We start from the raw sequence: 16,377 nt of genomic DNA, 5'->3' as shown, positions 1-16,377 counted from the left end.
GGAGGACCGGATGGGGCAGCTTTCGCGCGAGGGCCTGGGGCCGGAGGACGGCGGGTTCCCGCCGCACCGCGCGGAGCCGATCCGGGTGCTGGTGGTGGACGACCACGCGCTGTTCCGCCGTGGCCTGGAGATCGTGTTGGCCGAGGAACCGGACATCAAGGTGATCGGCGAGGCGGGGGACGGCGCGGAGGCCGTGCTGAAGGCCGCCGACCTGCTGCCGGACATCATCCTGATGGACGTCCGGATGCCCCGGCGCAGCGGCATCGAGGCGTGCACCGCGATCAAGGACGTGGTGCCCAGCGCCAAGATCATCATGCTGACGATCAGCGACGAGGAGGCCGACCTCTACGAGGCGATCAAGGCGGGGGCCACCGGCTACCTGCTGAAGGAGATCTCCACCGACGAGGTGGCCACCGCGATCCGGGCGGTGGCCGACGGGCAGTCGCAGATCAGCCCGTCGATGGCGGCCAAGCTGCTGACCGAGTTCAAGTCGATGATCCAGCGCCGCTCGGACGACCGGGAGCTGCTGCCCGCGCCCCGGCTGACCGACCGGGAGCTGGAGGTGCTCAAGCTGGTGGCCACCGGGATGAACAACCGGGAGATCGCCAAGGAGCTGTTCATCAGCGAGAACACCGTGAAGAACCACGTGCGCAACATCCTGGAGAAGCTCCAGCTGCACTCCAGGATGGAGGCTGTGGTCTACGCGATGCGTGAGAAGATCCTCGAAATAGGCTGAGCGCCCGCCGGGCGAGGGCCGCCGGGCGATCAGCCCAGCAGCTTCTCCAGCTCCGGCCGCAGCGACTCGTCCGCCAGCCGCTCCACCCGGACGCCCGAGCAGCCCGTCCACTCGGCCGCCTCGCGCAGCGCCTCGGCCAGCGCGGGGACGAACTTCGGCGCCTCCAGCGAGACCTGGCGGGCCACCAGGGTGGTGCCCTCCCGGGCCGGGTCGACCCGGCCGACCAGCCGGCCGGCCGCCAGCAGCGGCATCGCGAAGTACCCGTGCACCCGCTTGTGCTTGGGGGTGTACGCCTCCAGCCGGTGGCTCATGCCGAAGATCCGCTCGGTCCGCGGCCTGTCCCAGATCAGCGAGTCGAACGGGGAGAGCAGCGTGGTGCGGTGGCGCCCGCGGGCCGCGGCGGAGCCGCTCGCGGAGTCGGCGGCGGCCAGCGCCGCCGGGTCGGCCCAGGCGGGGGCGCCCCAGCCCTCCACCTCGACCGGGACCAGGCCCGACTCCGGGAGGGCGGCGGCCAGTTGGGGGCCCTTGAGGCGGTGGTAGTCCATCAGGTCGGCGCGGGTGGCCACGCCGAGCGCGGCCCCGGCCAGGGCCACCAGCCGGGTCAGGCACTCGGTGTCCGTCGGGTCCTGCTCGAACAGCTCGGCGGGGACGGCCCGTTCGGCCAGGTCGTAGACCCGCTTCCAGCCGCGCCGCTCGGTGACCACCACGTCGCCGAAGGCGAGCGCCCGCTCGACGGCGATCTTGGTGTCGGACCAGTCCCACCACTCGGCGGTCCGCTTGGCGCCGCCGAGCCCGGTGGAGGTCAGCGGGCCCTCGGCGCGCAGCTTGTCGATCACCCCGGCGTACGCCTCGGCGGAGACCCGGTGGCCCCAGACCCGGCCCTTGTCCCGGTAGGCGCGGCGGCGGAAGGCGAACAGCGGCCACTGCTCGATCGGCAGCACGCAGGCCGCGTGCGACCAGTACTCGAAGGCGGTGCCGTGCCCCCAGTACGCCTGCTCGACCGGGCGGCGGCCGACCGCGCCGAGCCGGGCGTACGGCACCAGCTCGTGCGAGCGGGCCAGCACCGAGATGGTGTCCAACTGGACGGCGCCGAGCCGGCGCAGCACGCCCGCGGCGCCCGCCCGGCGGTCGGGGGAACCGAGCAGGCCCTGGGCGCGCAGGGCGATCCGGCGGGCCTGGTCGGCGGTGAGCCGGGCGACGGGGGCGGGCGTCGCGGCGGGCGCGGCGGAGCGTGCGGAAAGCGGTCCGGCGGGGGCGCCGGCAGAGGTCTCGGCCATGGGGCGAGGCTAGGCGACGGCACTGACAAACGGCCGGGGGCGAACCGCTTTGACCGTTTGGACCCGGCATCGGACGATGTGCTCCCAGGGGTGACACAGGAATAGCGTGCTGACGGACCTCCCGGCCGCTCGGGCTCCTCGCATACGATGGCCCGTACGGTGGGGTGCACTCCCCACCGGCAGTCATCCAGAGCCGAATGAGGCAAGGAGCCCGCTCACGTGTCCGTCTTCGACAAGATCCTGCGCGCAGGCGAGGGCAAGATCCTCCGCAAGCTGCAGCGGATTGCCGCCCAGGTCAACTCGATCGAAGAGGACTTCGTCAACCTCACCGACGAAGAGCTGCGCGCGCTGACCGACGAGTACAAGTCCCGCCTCGCCGACGGCGAGAGCCTCGACGACATCCTTCCCGAGGCGTTCGCGACCGTCCGCGAGGCCGCCAAGCGCGTGCTGGGCCAGCGCCACTACGACGTCCAGATCATGGGTGGCGCCGCCCTGCACTACGGGCACGTCGCCGAGATGCGCACCGGCGAGGGCAAGACCCTGGTCGGCACCCTGCCCGCGTACCTGAACGCGCTGACCGGCAAGGGCGTGCACCTGATCACCGTCAACGACTACCTCGCCGAGCGCGACTCGGAGTGGATGGGCCGGGTGCACCGCTTCCTGGGCCTGGAGGTCGGCGTGATCCTGGCGAACATGTCGCCGGCCGAGCGCAAGCGCCAGTACGGGATGGACATCACGTACGGCACCAACAACGAGTTCGGCTTCGACTACCTGCGCGACAACATGGCGTGGTCGCAGGACGAACTGGTGCAGCGCGGCCACAACTTCGCGATCGTCGACGAGGTCGACTCGATCCTGATCGACGAGGCCCGCACCCCGCTGATCATCTCGGGCCCGGCGGACCAGGCCACCAAGTGGTACAACGACTTCGCCAAGCTGGTGCAGCGCCTCAAGATCGACCGCGACTACGAGGTCGACGAGAAGAAGCGCACCGTCGGCATCCTGGAGGAGGGCGTCACCCGGGTCGAGGACTACCTCGGCATCGACAACCTCTACGAGTCGGTGAACACCCCGCTGGTCGGCTTCCTGAACAACGCCATCAAGGCCAAGGAGCTCTACAAGGTCGACAAGGACTACGTCGTCATCAACGGCGAGGTCATGATCGTCGACGAGCACACCGGCCGCATCCTGGCCGGCCGCCGCTACAACGAGGGCATGCACCAGGCGATCGAGGCCAAGGAAGGCGTCGAGGTCCAGAACGAGAACCAGACGCTGGCCACCATCACCCTGCAGAACTTCTTCCGCCTCTACGACAAGCTGTCCGGCATGACCGGTACCGGCACCACCGAGGCGGCCGAGTTCCACCAGATCTACAAGCTGGGCGTCGTCCCGATCCCGACCAACAAGAACCCCAAGCGGATCGACCAGCCCGACCTGATCTACAAGTCGGAGCCGGCCAAGTTCGCCGCCGTGGTCGAGGACATCGCCGAGCGCCACGAGAAGGGCCAGCCGGTCCTGGTCGGCACCGTCTCGGTCGAGAAGTCCGAGTACCTGTCGCAGGAGCTGCGCAAGCGCGGCATCCCGCACGAGGTGCTGAACGCCAAGCACCACGAGCGCGAGGCGCAGATCGTCGCCCAGGCCGGCCGCAAGGGCGCCGTCACCGTCGCCACCAACATGGCCGGCCGCGGCACCGACATCATGCTCGGCGGCAACCCCGAGCACCTGGCCGCCGCCGAGCTGGCCCAGCGCGGCATCACCCCGGAGGAGACCCCGGAGGAGTACGAGGCCGCGCTGCCCGCCGCGATGGAGAAGGCCAAGGCCGCGGTCAAGGCGGAGCAGGAGGAGGTGCAGGAGATCGGCGGCCTGTACGTCCTGGGCACCGAGCGCCACGAGTCCCGCCGGATCGACAACCAGCTGCGCGGTCGCTCCGGCCGCCAGGGCGACCCGGGCGAGTCCCGGTTCTACCTCTCGCTGGGCGACGACCTGATGCGCCTGTTCAAGGCCGGCATGGTCGAGCGCGTGCTGTCGATGGCGAACGTCCCGGAGGACGTGCCGATCGAGTCGAAGATGGTCACCCGCGCCATCGCCTCCGCGCAGACCCAGGTCGAGCAGCAGAACTTCGAGATCCGCAAGAACGTCCTCAAGTACGACGAGGTCCTCAACCGCCAGCGCGAGGTCATCTACGGCGAGCGCCGCCGCGTCCTGGAGGGCGAGGACCTGCAGGAGCAGGTCGGCCACTTCATGGACGACACCGTCGCCGCGTACGTCAACGCCGCCACCGGCGAGGGCTTCGAGGACGACTGGGACCTCGACAAGCTGTGGACCGCGCTCAAGCAGCTCTACCCGGTCTCGCTCGACCTGGACGAGCTGGAGGAGGAGGCCGCCGAGCAGGGCGGGCTCACCCCCGAGTTCCTCACCAAGGCCATCCAGGAGGACATCGCCGCCGCGTACGGCCGCCGCGAGGACCAGCTCGGCGAGCAGATCATGCGCGAGCTGGAGCGCCGGGTCGTCCTGTCGGTGCTCGACCGCCGCTGGCGCGAGCACCTCTACGAGATGGACTACCTGCAGGAGGGCATCGCGCTGCGCGCCTACGCCCAGCGCGACCCGCTGGTCGAGTACCAGCGCGAGGGCTTCGACCTGTTCTCCGCGATGATGGACGGCATCAAGGAGGAGTCCGTCGGCTACCTGTTCAACCTGGAGGTCCAGGTCGAGCAGCAGGTCGAGGAGGTTCCGGTGCCGGAGGACGAGCAGGTGCTGCTCGACAAGCTGGAGAAGGACGCCGCCGTCCCGGCGGCCCGTCCGGAGATCCGCGCCAAGGGCCTGGAGGCCCCCGAGCGCAAGAAGCTCCACTACATCGCCCCGTCCGACGAGATCGGCGGCGGTGTCATCGAGGGCGACTTCGACGAGGACGGGCTGCCCGCCGAGGGCGACGGCCTGACCCGCGCCGAGCGCCGCAAGGCCGCCAAGGCGGCGAAGGGCGGTCGGCGCCGCAAGGCCTGACCCGCACCCGGGCCGTTCCGTCGGGGCGCCACTCCTCCCCGGGGTGGCGCCCCGCCGCGTTCCCGGCCTCACCTGGTCTCCACGGCGGCGCACTGCCACTGGCCGGTGCGGGCGTGCCGCTCCAGCCGGAACGCCAGCACGTGGTGCCGGGGCCCGAGCTCGATCCGCACGCACGCCTCCACCGCGCCCGGGCCCGGCGCGCAGTCGTGCACCCGGCCCAGCCGCGGGCGCAGGACGCGGCCGCGCGGGCGCAGCGGGCCGGTCCGCACCAGCGCCGCGAGCTGGTGGAAGCCCGGCAGCGTGGTGTGCCGCTGCAACTGGTGCACCGGGCGGGCTCCGCACAGCACCTCCACCAGCCGGTGCGCGAACCGCCCGGCCAGCTCGGCGTGCCCGGCGCCGCCCGGCGCGGCCGTCCTGGGCCGGTGCGGCGGGCCGGAGCCGTCGCAGGCCGCGCGCGGGCTGCGGGCGGTGCGGGCGGCCTGCCCGGCCCGGTGCGGGCCCCGCGGCGGCTCGGGGTGCGGCTCCGGGTGCGGGTGGCGGACCGGCCGGCGGGCGGCGGGCACGGGGCGGACCAGCGGACGGATCGTGGGGCCGGGCGTCCGGGTGAGCTGCTCGGTCATCGTGCCCTCTCGACGGGGTGGGTGCCTTATGTCTGACAGCGCCCTTGGTACCGGGCGGGCGGACACCGCTCCAAGGGGGTTCCCCGAGTTCCGGCGGCCCCCGGAAATCCACCCGTACGGGTGGCGGCCCGGCAGCCGCAAGGGCGGTGCGGCCGGGTGCGGGGGCGGAAGTTGACGGTCGGTCGGGTACCGGAACGGCCCGTAGGGGGACGCCGGGGGTGACCTGATCGGCGCACGGGGGCGGGCGGCGGACCGCTCATCGCGGGCGGTCGGGCGGGCTGCGTATTCTTGACCCGTCGCACAGTGAGACCGTCAGAAGGGTGCCCCGATGCGCGTGTACGTGCCGACCACGTTGAAGGACCTGGCGGTGGCGCACCCCGAGGGCGTCCTGGAGCAGAGCGTCGCCTACGCGGTGACGCCGGCGCTGCGCGAGTGGTACGTCAGCGACGACCTGGAGGAGCTGGAGTACGCGGCCCTGAACCGGGCGGCGCTCTCCTCCGTCCGACTGCTGGCCGCCGACCCGGACGCCCCGCGCCGCCGGGTGGTCCTCGCCGTCGAGGTCGCCGACTCGGCGGTGACGCCGTTCCCCGGCGACGAGTACCAGGACCAGGCCTCGCTCGGCCGGGTCGTCCTGGGCGGCCCGGTCCGCCTCGCCAAGGCCGCCGCGGTGCACGCCGACGACGCCGACCCGGACGTGCTCGCCGACGTCGACGCCGCCGCCGGCGCGATCGCCGCCGCGGACGGCGGCGACCAGGACGCCCAGTTCACCGTGGACGGCGCGGAGGACCACGAACTCCTCTGGTTCGCGATCCAGGAGATCCCCGGCCTGATCGCCTGACACCGGCCCCGCCCTCCCGCGAAGACCCCGCCCCGGCGGGGTCTTCGGCGTTCCGGGGCGGTTGCCGCGGGGCGGGCCTTCGACGGCGATGGTCGTTGCGTTTGCAAGTATCCGTGTCTGCAATTATTGTCGAAGCCTGTAAGGAGCATCGGCAATCACATGGAGGTCGGCGTCATGCCCCTCGCGCTTCTCGCCCTGGCCATCGGGGCCTTCGGGATCGGCACCACCGAGTTCGTGATCATGGGCCTGCTGCCCGAGGTCGCGGCCGACTTCGGGGTGGGCATCCCGACCGCCGGGCTGCTGGTCACCGGCTACGCGTTCGGCGTGGTGGTGGGGGCGCCGCTGATGACGGTGCTCGGGACCAGGATCAGCCGGAAGCGGATGCTGATGCTGCTGATGGGGCTGTTCGTCGCGGGCAACCTGCTGTCGGCGTTCGCGCCCGGGTTCGGGGCGATGCTGGCCGGGCGGATCGTGGCCTCGCTGGCGCACGGCGCGTTCTTCGGGATCGGCTCGGTGGTCGCGGCGGAACTGGTCGCGCCGGACCGGAAGGCCGGGGCGATCGCCACCATGTTCACCGGGCTGACCGTGGCCAACGTCGTCGGCGTGCCGCTGGGCACGTTCGTCGGCCAGCAGGTCGGCTGGCGGACCACCTTCGTCGCCGTCGCCGCGCTCGGCGTGGTCGGGCTGGCGGGCATCGCCAAGCTGGTGCCCGAGCTGCCCCGCCCCGAGGGGGCGCACCTGCGGCGGGAGCTGGCGGCGTTCAAGAACGCGCAGGTGGTGCTGGCGATGGGCATGACGGTGCTGGGCTTCGGCGGGGTGTTCGCCGCGATCACCTACATCAAGCCGATGATGACCGAGGTCGCCGGGTTCTCCGAGGGCTCGGTGACCTGGCTGCTGGTGCTGCTCGGGACGGGCATGTTCCTGGGCAACCTGCTGGGCGGGCGGTTCGCCGACCGCCGCCTGATGCCGATGCTGTTCGCCACGCTGGGCGGCCTGGCCGTCGTGCTCGCCCTGTTCACCGTCACCGCGCACAACGAGGCCACCGCCGCCGTCACCCTGCTGCTGATCGGCGCGCTGGGCTTCGCCACCGTGCCGCCGCTGCAGAAGCGGGTCCTGGACCAGGCGCACGGCGCGCCGACGCTGGCCTCGGCGGTCAACATCGGAGCATTCAACCTGGGCAACGCGCTGGCCGCGTGGCTCGGCGGCGCCGTGATCACCGCCGGGTACGGCTACACCGCCCCGAACTGGGTGGGCGCGCTGCTGGCCGGCTCCGCGCTGCTGCTGGCGCTGGTCTCGGCCGCGCTGGAGCGCCGGGGGAAGGCCGCCCCCGCGGCCGCCCGCGTCCCCGCGCTCCACCACTGAAAACCAACGGATTCCCGTACTGGAGAAGGAACATGAGCACCACCGTCCCCAACGTCACCCTCAACAACGGCGTCGAGATGCCGCAGCTCGGCTTCGGCGTCTTCCAGATCCCGGACGAGGAGACCACCGCGGCCGTCGCCGCCGCCCTGGAGGCCGGGTACCGCGGCGTCGACACCGCCGCGGTCTACGGCAACGAGCGCGGCGTCGGCAAGGCGCTGGCCGAGTCCGGGCTGCCGCGCGAGGAGCTGTTCGTCACCACCAAGCTGTGGAACGCCGACCAGGGCCACGACGCCACCCTGCGGGCCTTCGACGCCAGCCTCGACAGGCTCGGCCTGGAGTACGTCGACCTGTACCTGATCCACTGGCCGACCCCGGCCCGGGACCTGTACGCCGAGTCCTGGAAGGCCATCGAGCGCCTCGCCGCCGAGGGCCGGATCCGCGCGGCCGGCGTCTCCAACTTCCAGCCCGCGCACCTGACCCGGCTGATCGAGGCCGGCGGACTCGTCCCCGCCGTCAACCAGGTCGAGCTGCACCCCGGCCTCCAGCAGGCCGAGCTGCGCGCCTTCCACGCCGCGCACGGCATCGCCACCGAGGCGTGGAGCCCGCTCGCCCAGGGCGCCGTGCTGGACGACCCGGCGATCACCGCGATCGCCGCGCGCACCGGCAGGTCCCCCGCCCAGGTGGTGCTGCGCTGGCACCTGCAGCTCGGCAACCTGGTCATCCCCAAGTCGGTCACCCCGGCCCGGATCCGGCAGAACCTCGACGTCCTCGACTTCGCCCTCACCGACGGGGACATGGCCGCGATCGCCGCCACCGACCGCGGCCTGCGCACCGGCCCGGACCCGGACGCCTTCAACTGACCCGCCCGGGAGGCGCGCGTGCCGGCCCGGACCCGCACGTACGCTTGGCGGGTGCGCACACACATAGTCTGGGACTGGAACGGCACCCTGCTGTCGGACATGACGGCCGTGGTCGGGGCGAGCAACGCCGCGTTCGCGACGGTGGGGGTCGCGCCGATCACGTTGGAGGAGTACCGGGCACACTACGAGATCCCGATCCCGCGGTTCTACGAGCGGCTGATGGGCCGGGTGCCGACCGCGCAGGAGTGGCTGGTGCTGGACGACGCGTTCGACGCCAAGTACAGCGAGCTGTTCCCGAGTTGCGCCCTGACGCCCGGCGTCGAGGGGCTGCTGTCGCAGTGGGTCGAGGCCGGGCACAGCCAGTCGGTGCTGTCGATGTACGGGCACGAGAGGCTGGTCCCGGCGGTGGACGCGTTCGGGATCACCCACCATTTCACCAGGGTGGACGGGCGGCGCGGGGAGTCCGGCGGCCGCAAGGCTGGGCACCTGGCGGTGCACCTGGACGCGCTGGGCGACGGGATCGACCGCGGGCGGACGGTGCTGATCGGGGATGCCGCGGACGACGCCGAGGCGGCGCTGGCGGCGGGCATCAAGTCGGTGCTGTACACCGGGGGTTCGCACACCCGGGAGAAGCTGGTCCACCTCGGCGTGCCGGTGGTGGACTCGCTCGCGGAGGCCGTCGCGGTGGCGGAGGAACTCGTCCGGTAGGCGTGTCACGCCCGGGCGGCGGGGGCAGACGCGTCCAGGGTGGGAGTGACACAGCAGGTACCGACGAGCCCCTAGGGAGCACCCCAGCACCATGCCGATCGACGCGGTCACCAACGTCCCCGCCCCCGTCACCGAGCCGCCCCTGGGGTACGCGCCGGGCAGCCCCGAACGGGCCGGGCTGGAGCGGAGACTGGACGACCTGGCCGGGCGGCACACCTCGCTGCCGATGGTGATCGGCGGGGAGCGCCGGCTCGGCGGCGGCGAGCGGACCGAGCTGGCGCAGCCGCACCACCACGCGGCGAAGCTCGGCGTGCTGGGCGCGGCGACGGCCGCCGACGTGCGGGCCGCGGTGGACGCGGCGCTGGCGGCGGGGCGGGAGTGGCGGGAGCTGCCGTTCGACGAGCGGGCGGCGGTGTTCCTGCGCGCCGCCGACCTGCTGGCCGGGCCGTGGCGGGAGACCCTGGTGGCCGCGACCGTGCTCGGGCAGTCCAAGAGCGTGCAGCAGGCCGAGGCCGACGCGGTGTGCGCGCTGGCCGACCGCTGGCGCGGCGACGCGCACGCGGCCCGGCTGCTGCTGGCCCGGCAGCCGGTCTCCGGGCCCGGGGGGTGGAACCGGGCCGACCACCGCCCGCTGGAGGGCTTCGTCTGCGCGATCACCCCGGCCGACTCCACCGCCGACGCCGGGAGCCTGCCCACCGCGCCCGCGCTGCTGGGCAACACCGTGCTGTGGAAGCCCGCGCCCGCCCAGACCCTGGCCGCGCACCTGACGATGCTGCTGCTGGAGGAGGCCGGGCTGCCGCCCGGCGTGGTCAACCTGGTCACCGGCGACGGGCAGGCGGTGACCGAGGTGGCGCTGCGCGACCCGGCGCTGGCGGGGCTGCACTTCGCCGGCTCCACCGGGGTGCTGCGCCGGCTGTGGCGGGAGATCGGCGTGAACATCGCCCGCTACCGGGGCTTCCCGCGGATCGTCGGCACCGCCGGCGGCGGGGACTTCCTGCTCGCCCACCCCTCCGCCGAGCCGGCCGCGGTGCGCACCGCGCTGATCCGCGGCGCCTTCGCCTACCAGGGCCAGGGCCGCTCGGCGCTGTCCCGGGCGTACCTGCCGCGCGGCCTGTGGCGGCGGATCAGGGACGACTTCCTCGGCGAGGTGGACGAACTGACCGTCGGCGACGTCACCGACCCGAGCAACTTCATGGGCGCGCTGATCGACGGCCGGGCGTTCGCCGACGCGGTCGGCGCGATCGAGCGGGCCGAGGCCGACCCCGGGGTGCAGGTGCTGGCGGGCGGCCAGCACGACGACGCGATCGGCTGGTTCGTCCGGCCCACCGTGCTGCTCGGCGGCACCGACCGCTACGGCGGGTGCGCCGGGCCGCTGCTGGCGGTGCGGGTGTACGAGGACGCCCGCTGGGAGGAGGCGCTGGAGCGGGTCGGCGCGGACCAACCGGACGGCCGCCCGTCCGGGTCGGTGTTCGGCCGGGACCGGTCGGCGCTGGCGGGGGCGGTGGAGCGGCTGCGGTTCGCCGCGGACGACCTGCGGGTCAACGGCGGGCCGTCCGGTGGCGGCGGCACGGCGGCCACGGCCCGCGGCCTGGCCCGCTGGACGTCCACCCGTTCGGTGGAGGAGACGTTCACTCCGCCGACCGACTACGTCCACCCGCACATGGAGTGGTCACCCGAATGACGGACGACGTCGTGGGAAGGCGTTGGACAAGGTGTCCAGGAAGGCTCGGTCTTCCTGCGGGTTTGTGCCTCGGTGTCCCCTGACACCTTCGTTTCGCCAGGCTAGGCTGACGACGTCGCCGGTTATCGGTCAGGCAGGCCAAACGTGCTGTCGTACCCGGGCGGAACGCGACTCATGCATGCCTTGAGCGCTTTTCACCCCTCGTGTACGGGAGGATTGCCGACGGGGCCCGGCGGTGCACCCACAGTCATCACCGAGTCACGCAACGGCGCGCGACAGGAGCCAAACAGCCATGCAGACCAAGCTGGACGCAGCCAAGGCCGACCTGCTCAGGAAAGCAGCAGCAGCCGCTGAGAACAGCCAGGTGGGGGGAGCGGCGCCGGGGGAGGGCCTGAGCAACGGTGCTCTGGCCGCTTACCTGCACCACTACTACCTCCACACCGCCCCCGAGGACGTCATCAACCGGGACCAGGTGGACGTGTACGGGGCCGCGGCCTCCCACTACCGGTTGGGCCTCAAGCGCCCGCAGGGCACCGCCGAGGTCCGGGTGCACACCCCGACCGTCGAGGAGAACGGGTGGTCCTGCGGCCACACCGTGGTCGAGGTGGTCACCGACGACATGCCGTTCCTGGTCGACTCGGTCACCAACGAGCTGACCCGCCTGGACCGCGCCATCCACCTGGTCGTGCACCCCCAGCTCGCCGTGCGCCGCGACATCACCGGCAAGCTGCTGGAGATCCTCGACACCGACGCGTGCAACCGCGCCCAGGCCGCCGGCACCGACTGGCCCGCCGACACCGTGGTCGAGTCCTGGATGCACATCGAGATCGACCGCGAGACCGACCGCGACGACCTGCGCACCCTCGAAGCGGGCCTGCGCCGGGTACTGGGCGACGTCCGCGAGGTCGTCGAGGACTGGTCGAAGATGCGCGACTCCGCGCTCCGACTGGCCGACGAGCTCGCCGAGCAACCCCCCGCGCACCTGCCCGAGCAGGAGGTCGGCGAGGCCTGGGAGCTGATGCGCTGGCTCGCCGACGACCACTTCACCTTCCTCGGCTACCGCGAGTACGACCTGGTCGAGCACGAGGGCGAGGAGGTGCTCAAGGCGGTCGCCGGCACCGGCCTGGGCATCCTGCGCGCCGACCCGCTCAGCCACGACACCGACCACCACCCGGTCTCCGAGGCGTTCGGCCGGCTCTCCGCCCCCGTCCGCGCCAAGGCGCACGAGAAGAAGCTGCTGGTCCTCACCAAGGCCAACAGCCGCGCCACCGTGCACCGCACCGCGTACCTGGACTACGTCGGCGTGAAGAAGTTCAACGAGGCCGGCGAGCCGGTCGGCGAGCGCCGCTTCCTCGGCCTGTTCTCCTCCGCCGCGTACACCGAGTCGGTCACCCGGATCCCGGTGGTGCGCCGCAAGGTGCAGGAGGTCATGAACGGGGCCGGCTTCTCCGGCGACAGCCACGACGGGCGCGACCTGCTCCAGATCATGGAGACCTTCCCGCGCGACGAGATGTTCCAGACCGCCGCCGCCGAGCTCCAGTCGATCGCCACCAGCGTGCTGTACCTCCAGGAGCGCCGCCGGCTGCGGCTGTTCCTGCGCCAGGACGAGTACGGCCGCTACTACTCGGCGTACGTCTACCTGCCGCGCGACCGCTACACCACCCGGATCCGGCTCGCCCTCACCGACATCCTCAAGAGCGAGCTGAGCGGCGACACCATCGACTACACGGTGTACGCCACCGAGTCGGTCCTCACCCGCCTGCACTTCGTCGTCCGGGTCGCCCCCGGCACCGAGCTGCCGCAGCTGTCCGACGCCGACATCGAGCGGATCGAGAACCGGCTCGCCGAGGCCGCCCGGTTCTGGATGGACGGCTTCAACGACCAGCTGCAGAGCGAGTTCGGCGAGGAGCGGGCCGCCGAGCTGTCCCACAAGTACGCCACCGCCTTCCCCGACGGCTACCGCGCCGACTTCCCGCCGCGCACCGCCGTCGCCGACCTCAAGCAGATCGAGTCGCTCACCGGCGAGGGCGACTTCCGGCTCAACCTGTACCAGCCGGTCGGCGCCGGCGACGACGAGCGCCGCTTCAAGATCTACCGGGTCGGCGGCCCGATCTCGCTCACCGAGGTGCTGCCCGTCCTGCAGCGCCTGGGCGTCGAGGTCCTCGACGAGCACCCGTACGCGCTGCGCCGAACCGACGGCACCACCGCCTGGGTGATCGACTTCGGCCTCAAGCTCCGCGAGGGCACCGACCTCACCGAGGAGGACCGCGAGCGCTTCCAGGACACCTTCTCCGCCACCTGGTGCGGCGAGGCCGAGAACGACGGCTTCAACGAGCTCGTCCTCACCGCCAAGCTGACCTGGCGCCAGGCCGTGGTGCTGCGCGCGTACGCCAAGTACCTGCGGCAGGCGGGCTCCACGTTCTCCCAGGACTACATGGAGGACGCGCTCCGCAACAACACCCACACCACCCGGCTGCTGGTCAACCTGTTCGAGGCCCGGCTCTCGCCCAGCCACCGCTCCGGCAGCGAGGAACTCACCGAAGGCATCCTGGAGGAGCTGTCCGGCGCCCTCGACGAGGTCGTCTCGCTGGACGAGGACCGCATCCTGCGCTCCTTCCTGCACCTGATCAGGGCCACCCTGCGGACCAACTTCTTCCAGCACGACAGCGAGGGCCGCTGGCACTCGTACGTGTCGATGAAGTTCGACCCCAAGGCCATCCCCGACCTGCCCGCGCCGCGCCCCGCCTTCGAGATCTGGGTGTACTCGCCCCGGGTCGAGGGCGTCCACCTGCGCTTCGGCAAGGTCGCCCGCGGCGGCCTGCGCTGGTCCGACCGGCGCGAGGACTTCCGCACCGAGATCCTCGGCCTGGTCAAGGCCCAGATGGTCAAGAACACCGTCATCGTGCCGGTCGGCGCCAAGGGCGGCTTCGTCGCCAAGCAGCTGCCCGACCCGTCGGTCGACCGGGACGCCTGGATGGCCGAGGGCGTCGCCTCGTACAAGACCTTCATCTCCGCGCTGCTCGACATCACCGACAACCTGGTGGCCGGCGAGGTCGTGCACCCGCTGGACGTGGTGCGCCACGACGAGGACGACACCTACCTGGTGGTCGCCGCCGACAAGGGCACCGCGACCTTCTCCGACATCGCCAACGGCGTCGCCGAGCAGTACGGCTTCTGGCTCGGCGACGCGTTCGCCTCCGGCGGCTCGGCCGGCTACGACCACAAGGGCATGGGCATCACCGCCCGCGGCGCCTGGGAGTCCGTCAAGCGCAACTTCCGCGAACTCGGCGTCGACACCCAGTCCGAGGACTTCACCGTCATCGGCATCGGCGACATGTCCGGCGACGTGTTCGGCAACGGCATGCTGCTGTCCGAGCACATCCGGCTGGTCGCCGCGTTCGACCACCGGCACATCTTCCTCGACCCGAACCCGGACGCGGCGGCCTCCTTCGCCGAGCGCCGCCGCCTGTTCGACCTGCCGCGCAGCTCCTGGGACGACTACGACAGGTCGCTGATCTCGGCCGGCGGCGGCGTCTACCCGCGCTCCGCCAAGTCCATCCAGCTCTCCGCGCAGGTCCGCGAGCGGCTCGGCACCGACGCCGCCAAGCTCACCCCCGCCGAGCTGATGAAGGCCATCCTGCAGGCCCCCGTCGACCTGTTCTGGAACGGCGGCATCGGCACCTACGTCAAGGCCGCCACCGAGACCAACGCCGAGGTCGGCGACAAGGCCAACGACGCGATCCGGGTCAACGGCGGCGACGTCCGGGCCCGGGTCATCGGCGAGGGCGGCAACCTCGGCTGCACCCAGCTCGGCCGGATCGAGTTCGCCTCCACCGGCGGCCCGGGCGGCACCGGCGGCTGGATCGACACCGACGCCATCGACAACTCGGCCGGCGTGGACACCTCCGACCACGAGGTGAACATCAAGATCCTGCTCAACCAGGTCGTCGCCGACGGCGACATGACGGTCAAGCAGCGCAACGCCCTGCTCGCCGAGATGACCGACGAGGTCGGCCACCTCGTGCTGCGCAACAACTACGCGCAGAACGTCGTGCTCGCCAACGCCGTCGCCCAGGCCGCCAGCATGGTCAACGTGCACTCCCGCATGATCAACCGGCTGGAGGCCAACGGGCAGCTCGACCGGGCCCTGGAGTACCTGCCCACCGAGAAGCAGATCCGCGACCGCCAGCAGGCCGGCCGCGGCCTGTCCCAGCCCGAGCTGTCGGTGCTGCTCGCCTACACCAAGATCACCCTGGCCGACGAGCTGCTCGCCACCGACCTGCCCGACGACCCGTACTTCCGGGACGTGCTCCACCAGTACTTCCCCAGCGCGCTGCGGGCCCGGTTCGCCGAGCAGATCGACCACCACCCGCTGCGCCGCGAGATCATCACCACCCTGATCGTCAACGACACGATCAACCGCGGGGGCTGCACCTTCGCGTTCCGGCTCCGCGAGGAGACCGGCGCGACCATGGAGGAGATCGCCCGCACCCACGCCGCCGCCCGCGCGATCTTCGGCCTGGAACAGCTCTGGGACCGGATCGAGCGGCTCGACAACAAGGTCGCCGCCCGCGTCCAGACCAAGATGCGGCTGCACGCCCGCCGACTGGTCGAGCGCGCCACCCGGTGGATGCTCAACAACCGCCAGCCGCTGGACATCGCCGACACCATCGAGTTCTTCCACGACCGGGTCAACCAGGTCTGGGACGCGCTGCCCAAGCCGCTCGCCGGAGAGGACCTCGCCTGGTTCGAGTCCGTCCACCGCGAGCTGTCCGAGGCCGGCGTCCCGGACGAACTCGCCACCCGGATCGCCGGCCTGTCCTCCGCGTTCCCGACCCTCGACATCGTCGGCGTCGCGGACCGCTCGGGCACCGACGTGATGGAGGTCGCCGAGCTGTACTACGACCTCGGGGACCGGCTCCAGATCAGCCACCTGCTCGACCGGGTCATCGACCTGCCGCGCACCGACCGGTGGTCCTCGATGGCCCGCGCCGCGATCCGCGAGGACCTGTTCGCCGCGCACGCCGCCCTCACCGCGGACGTGCTCGCCGCCGGGCCCGCCGGGTCCAGCCCCGAGGAGCGCTACTCGGCCTGGGCCGAGCTCAACAGCACGCTGCTCAGCCGGGCCCGCGCCACGCTCGACGACATAAGGGGTTCGGGCAACTACGAGCTGTCCAGCCTCTCCGTCGCGATGCGGGTGATCCGCACCCTGCTGCGCAACGGACGCTGAGACGGGAACGGTCCGGCCGGGCAGCGCCAGCACCACCTCCAGGCCGCCCTCCGGCAGGCCCGTCA

The 16,377-nt window shown here is 72.1% G+C and carries 10 protein-coding genes; 8 read left to right on the top strand and 2 right to left on the bottom strand.

The window, feature by feature from the left end; all coding sequences use genetic code 11:
• Window positions 1-10 precede the first annotated feature (10 nt).
• The gene (locus tag OO48_RS24730; RefSeq protein ID WP_033219970.1) at window positions 11-736 is read left to right on the top strand and encodes a response regulator; all 726 of its coding nucleotides are present in this window, start codon (window positions 11-13) and stop codon (window positions 734-736) included.
• A 29-nt stretch (window positions 737-765) separates the two neighbouring features.
• Here OO48_RS24730 and OO48_RS24725 read toward each other — a convergent pair whose 3' ends face one another.
• A complete protein-coding gene (locus OO48_RS24725) occupies window positions 766-2,013 on the bottom strand; it encodes a winged helix-turn-helix domain-containing protein (RefSeq protein WP_033219968.1) in 1,248 nt (415 codons plus the stop codon).
• Window positions 2,014-2,232: 219 nt separating this feature from the next.
• On the opposite strand from OO48_RS24725, the gene secA reads away from it, so the two are divergent.
• Window positions 2,233-5,013, top strand: coding sequence for a preprotein translocase subunit SecA (gene secA, locus OO48_RS24720; RefSeq protein ID WP_033219966.1), 2,781 nt, complete (start codon window positions 2,233-2,235; stop codon window positions 5,011-5,013).
• A gap of 68 nt (window positions 5,014-5,081) precedes the next feature.
• On the opposite strand, the gene OO48_RS35400 is transcribed toward secA, so the two are convergent.
• On the bottom strand, window positions 5,082-5,633 hold the full coding sequence (locus OO48_RS35400) for an Rv3235 family protein (protein WP_051732692.1): 552 nt from the start codon (window positions 5,631-5,633) through the stop codon (window positions 5,082-5,084).
• Between the two features lie 328 nt (window positions 5,634-5,961).
• Here OO48_RS35400 and OO48_RS24710 point away from each other — a divergent pair, with 328 nt between their 5' ends.
• From OO48_RS24710 to OO48_RS24685, 6 genes are all read left to right on the top strand, one after another.
• Complete coding sequence (locus OO48_RS24710) at window positions 5,962-6,471, top strand: DUF6912 family protein (protein WP_033219964.1); 510 nt, start codon at window positions 5,962-5,964, stop codon at window positions 6,469-6,471.
• A 174-nt stretch (window positions 6,472-6,645) separates the two neighbouring features.
• Window positions 6,646-7,833 carry an MFS transporter gene (locus OO48_RS24705; RefSeq protein ID WP_033220001.1) on the top strand — a complete coding sequence of 396 codons (1,188 nt, stop codon included), beginning with the start codon at window positions 6,646-6,648 and terminating at the stop codon, window positions 7,831-7,833.
• A gap of 32 nt (window positions 7,834-7,865) precedes the next feature.
• Window positions 7,866-8,693 (top strand): aldo/keto reductase, encoded by an 828-nt coding sequence (locus OO48_RS24700; RefSeq protein ID WP_033219962.1) that lies wholly within the window; start codon window positions 7,866-7,868, stop codon window positions 8,691-8,693.
• A gap of 51 nt (window positions 8,694-8,744) precedes the next feature.
• Window positions 8,745-9,401, top strand: coding sequence for an HAD family hydrolase (locus OO48_RS24695; RefSeq protein ID WP_033219999.1), 657 nt, complete (start codon window positions 8,745-8,747; stop codon window positions 9,399-9,401).
• Window positions 9,402-9,498: 97 nt separating this feature from the next.
• Window positions 9,499-11,082: an aldehyde dehydrogenase family protein gene (locus tag OO48_RS24690; RefSeq protein ID WP_033219997.1), complete on the top strand. Its 1,584-nt coding sequence runs from the start codon at window positions 9,499-9,501 to the stop codon at window positions 11,080-11,082.
• A gap of 292 nt (window positions 11,083-11,374) precedes the next feature.
• On the top strand, window positions 11,375-16,312 hold the full coding sequence (locus tag OO48_RS24685; RefSeq protein WP_033219960.1) for an NAD-glutamate dehydrogenase: 4,938 nt from the start codon (window positions 11,375-11,377) through the stop codon (window positions 16,310-16,312).
• The last annotated feature ends 65 nt before the right edge of the window (window positions 16,313-16,377 follow it).

Source organism: Kitasatospora phosalacinea (genome assembly GCF_000716545.1).
GTDB lineage: Bacteria > Actinomycetota > Actinomycetes > Streptomycetales > Streptomycetaceae > Kitasatospora > Kitasatospora phosalacinea.
This window is presented reverse-complemented; position numbering and strand designations above follow the sequence as displayed.

What these genes read in the sequence shown, in the direction of transcription:
- OO48_RS35400 (WP_051732692.1), bottom strand. Translation starts at nt 5,633, where the DNA reads ATGACCGAGCAGCTCACCCGGACGCCCGGCCCCACGATCCGTCCGCTG.
- OO48_RS24725 (WP_033219968.1), bottom strand. Translation starts at nt 2,013, where the DNA reads ATGGCCGAGACCTCTGCCGGCGCCCCCGCCGGACCGCTTTCCGCACGC.
- OO48_RS24730 (WP_033219970.1), top strand. Translation starts at nt 11, where the DNA reads ATGGGGCAGCTTTCGCGCGAGGGCCTGGGGCCGGAGGACGGCGGGTTC.
- OO48_RS24700 (WP_033219962.1), top strand. Translation starts at nt 7,866, where the DNA reads ATGAGCACCACCGTCCCCAACGTCACCCTCAACAACGGCGTCGAGATG.
- OO48_RS24710 (WP_033219964.1), top strand. Translation starts at nt 5,962, where the DNA reads ATGCGCGTGTACGTGCCGACCACGTTGAAGGACCTGGCGGTGGCGCAC.
- OO48_RS24705 (WP_033220001.1), top strand. Translation starts at nt 6,646, where the DNA reads ATGCCCCTCGCGCTTCTCGCCCTGGCCATCGGGGCCTTCGGGATCGGC.
- OO48_RS24685 (WP_033219960.1), top strand. Translation starts at nt 11,375, where the DNA reads ATGCAGACCAAGCTGGACGCAGCCAAGGCCGACCTGCTCAGGAAAGCA.